The sequence below is a fragment of the Anaerotruncus sp. 1XD42-93 genome (assembly GCF_009917605.1).
Taxonomy (GTDB): Bacteria; Bacillota; Clostridia; order Oscillospirales; family Ruminococcaceae; genus Anaerotruncus.
In genome coordinates this window covers 1-3,766 of record NZ_QZEG01000119.1, presented here as the reverse complement: position 1 = coordinate 3,766, position 3,766 = coordinate 1, and the positions used below count along the sequence as shown (strand labels likewise).

Annotated in this window: 2 protein-coding genes; one reads left to right on the top strand and one right to left on the bottom strand. The window is 59.2% G+C overall.

From position 1 onward, the window contains the following. Positions 1-1,480: 1,480 nt before the first annotated feature. Positions 1,481-1,795 (top strand): recombinase family protein, encoded by a 315-nt coding sequence (locus D5269_RS17080; RefSeq protein WP_016317933.1) that lies wholly within the window; start codon positions 1,481-1,483, stop codon positions 1,793-1,795. A gap of 487 nt (positions 1,796-2,282) precedes the next feature. On the opposite strand, the gene D5269_RS17075 is transcribed toward D5269_RS17080, so the two are convergent. Further along, a complete protein-coding gene (locus tag D5269_RS17075) occupies positions 2,283-3,236 on the bottom strand; it encodes a TIGR01212 family radical SAM protein (RefSeq protein WP_120487159.1) in 954 nt (317 codons plus the stop codon). Between the last annotated feature and the right edge of the window lie 530 nt (positions 3,237-3,766).

Sequence of the window (3,766 nt, the reverse complement as noted above, 5' to 3'; positions counted from 1 at the left end):
GTCCCGTCCGGGCGGACGGCTTGTTTTTTGCTTGTGCAAAAAGCAAGGTAAAAAGCACACATAAGGGGGAAACCCCCTTATGTATCCCCCGGAAGGGTGCCCGCCTTTGGCTGGGCGGAAAAGACACGCATGTCACAGCCCGCCCCGGCCTGTTTTTTGCCCAGACAGGCCCTCTCACTCGCCCCGGGCTGTGCCGCAAAACTCCATTACACAGTGCCCGATCGGGCCGAGCTTCCCAGCTTGCCGGGGAGGGGCACACGGGGAGGGGTCGCTGACCCCTAACCCGTGAGGCGCATCTTGCCCGAGCGTCGCGCGCAAGCGCGCTTCGGGCTGAAAGCCCGAGAAGCGATGGGCGTTGTTTTGGTCGGGATTCCAAAACAACATGCGCCCCACCCCCCTTATGTATCCCCCCGGAAGGGTGCCCGCCTTTGGCTGGGCGGAAAAGACACGCATGTCAGTGCCCGCCCCGACCTGTTTTTTGCCCAGACAGGCCCTCTCACTCGCCCCAGGCCGCGCCGCAAAACCCCACTACACAGTGCCCGACCGGACTGGCGCACAAGGCTTGCCGGGGAGGGGCACACGGGGAGGGGTCGCTGACCCCTCGCCCGTGAGGCAGCCCGCAGGGTCGTCGCGGCGGATGCCGCGCTTCGGCGCCAGCCGAGAAGACCCGAGGAAGGCGCGAGCGCCTATCCGTTTGGGCTGGGGCCAAACGGATGCTGCCTTTGACCCCTCGCCCGTGAGGCAAACTGAGGGGGCATCGCGCGGAGCGCGCTTCGGACCGTAGGTCCGAGAAGTCCCCCGAAGAAGGGCGCTTGCGCCCCGGAAGTTTGGTCGGGAACCCAAACTTCCGTTGCCCTCAGTCCCTCTTGTGGGGTGCGCCGAGCGGCTGTCGCGGCGTTAGCCGCGAGTGGGGGCGTTTTGGTCTGGAACCCAAAACGCCGCGCACCTTTCAGGATACTGTGCAACTGCACGAACAAAACGTGCCTGGTGCCCGCAATCTTTGTGCAGAAAAAATAAATAAAGATCAAAAATTTTTCTACTCTTTTTTTTGCGAAAATCTACAAAAAATGTTATAATAGAAAATAGGGGGAATCCTGCATTTTAGATCTGGCGATCCGGGGAGGGAGTGGACCGATATGCTTGAACACAGCAATCAATAAAGACCGGACGATCTTCCCATAGTGGCACCTGCGGGAAGCTCAGGGACAGGGCTTGTATAGAGGCAGGAAAACGGACGTATTTTTCATAAAAGGCGGGCGGGCTTTAGAGAGAAGAGGAGGACCGCTTCCACCGGAAAAAGACGATGTTTTCAGTTTTTCAGACAGCACCAGGTCGGAAAGCGGAGAGCCGCTCGTTTCTGACGCTCCCTGATCTTTAACTTGGGAAAACCGACGCGTTTTTTCCGGAAAGGCGCAGTTTGCAAGCGGCAGTTCTGCGGCATTTCCGGTGAGGCTTTCTCAGCTTATTAAGGAGGATAATTATGGATGCCGCGCTAATTGAGAAAATCAGAGAGATCATAGACGATCAGGAAAAATTCGATGCTGTTGCGGACGTTCTGGAGGCTGCCGAGCAGGAACGGAAGGAAAAGCAGAGACAGGGAATTTCCCGCGCGCAAGCGAATGGAGTACGGTTTGGACGTCCCCCAGCCCCCGTACCGGAGGATTTTCCTTCTATCTACCAGCGGTACAAAGAAGGCTCCCTGACCAGTAAGGAGGCCCAGACGCTGCTCAATATCAACAAGTATGCGTTTTACCGGCTGGTAAAAAAGTTCAAACAGAAGGACGACATTCCCTGATGCAGGTTCGCCGGATGGTTTATACTGTCCGGCGGGTTGTTTTTTCAGATGAAATCGGATTTTCGCCATTGTGTAAATACATGGAAATTTCACAAGAGCTGTTTTCGGCCAAGGCGGCGGCTGTTTTCTCGGGACCGGTTTCCGCTGATGAAGCTGGTTCCGGATTTTGATGGCAAGTCCAGGAGCTTTACACACAGTCAGCCACCCCTGCCTGAGCAGGCTTTTTTTGCAGCAACTCTTTGCAGGCCGCAGAGGGGTGTCTGCCTTTTGCCTTGCCAGGCTGCAAGATTCAGTGTCCGGCAGCCTCCGCTGCCAAATCCAGGCCATCGGTGAAGTGGGGGAGTGCGGCAAAAAGGCAAAACAAATAATTTCGCTAAATAAAAGTTTAGCGAAATTCAGGTGGGCCTTAATCCAGGAGTCCCTGTCCCGCAGGACCCTGTTATCTTTTGGGACTGCCGCCAGCGGACTGGCAGAGAAACGACGGCAGTCATACGGGCCGCGCCTGCTTCCAGTGTTTGCCCTGCCAGGAGTCCCGGCGGGCAAGCTCCTTGTCAATCTCGTTGAGGACGCAGAGCTTTTTGCGGCTCCAGTCCGGGCCGATCAGCATATCGGGCGCGCCGTCGCCGGTGAGCCTGCCGATCACGAACTCTGGCGGGAACAGCTCGAGCTGGTCGCAGACGATCTGCACATAGGCTTCGCGGGTGAGCAGCGGGAATTTTTGTGTTGCAAAAGATTCGGCAAGCGGTGTGCCCGCGATCACATGCAGCAGATGGATTTTCACGAGGTGCAGTTCCAACCCTGCGAGCAGACGGGCGGTCTCCAGCATGATCTCATGCGACTCCCCCGGCAATCCGTCGATGATGTGCACCCCGACAGAAACACCGCGTGCGCGCAGACGGGCATATCCCTCCAAAAAATCGGAGAGACCATAACACCGATTGAGCGCCGCGCCGGTTTGATCGTTGGCGGTCTGTAGCCCCAGCTCGACGGTTAGATAGGTGCGCTCAGAAAATTCCGCAAGCAGGTCGCAGACCGGTTCAGACAGGCAGTCCGGGCGGGTTGCGACCGCCAGCCCCACCACCCCCGGACAGCCGAGGGCCTGTTCGTAGACCTCCCGCAGCCGTTCGACCGGGGCATAGGTGTTGGTCCGGGCCTGTAGGTAGGCGATATGCTTTTGTGTGTCCCATTTTTGGCCCATCCGCGCGGAAATCTGCGCGAACTGGGCCGGGATTTCCTCCCGCGGGTCCCCGCCGAACTCCCCACTTCCGGTGGGCGAGCAATAGACACAGCCCCCGACGCCCTTGGTGCCGTCGAGGTTGGGACAGGACATCCCCGCGTTCAGGCTGACCCGCGAGACCTTCCCACCGAACCGCTGGGTCAGGTAGTAATGGTAGGTGTGGTACCGTTTGTTGTCGCTTGAGAGAGGAAAGGGGTTTTTCATTTTGTACCTCTGCAAAATACCTTGTTTTTCAAACCGAATCAGTGGCAAAGGCGGCATCCCAGACCAAAACGCCTCCACTCGCGGCTTTCTCAAAGGTGCGCGGCGTTTTGGGTTCCAGACCAAAACGCCCCCGCTCGCGGCTTTCTCGCGCAAGCGCGAAGCGCGGCCAAGGCCGCGACAGCCGCTCGGCGCACCCCACAAGAGGGGCTGAGGGCAACGGAAGTTTGGGTTCCCGACCAAACTTCCGGGGCGCAAGCGCCCTACTTCGGGGGACTTCTCGGACCTGCGGTCCGAAGCGCGGCTAAGGCCGCGACGCCCCCTCAGTTTGCCTTACGGGCTAGGGGGCACCGGGCGCATGTTGTTTTGGGTTCCCGACCAAAACAACGCCCATCGCTTCTCGGGCTTTCAGCCCGAAGCGCGCTTACGCGCGACGCTCGGGCAGGATGCGCCTCACGGGCGAGGGGTCAGCGACCCCTCCCCGTGTGCCCCACCCCGGCAAGCTGGGAAGCCCGGCCCGATCGGGCACAGAG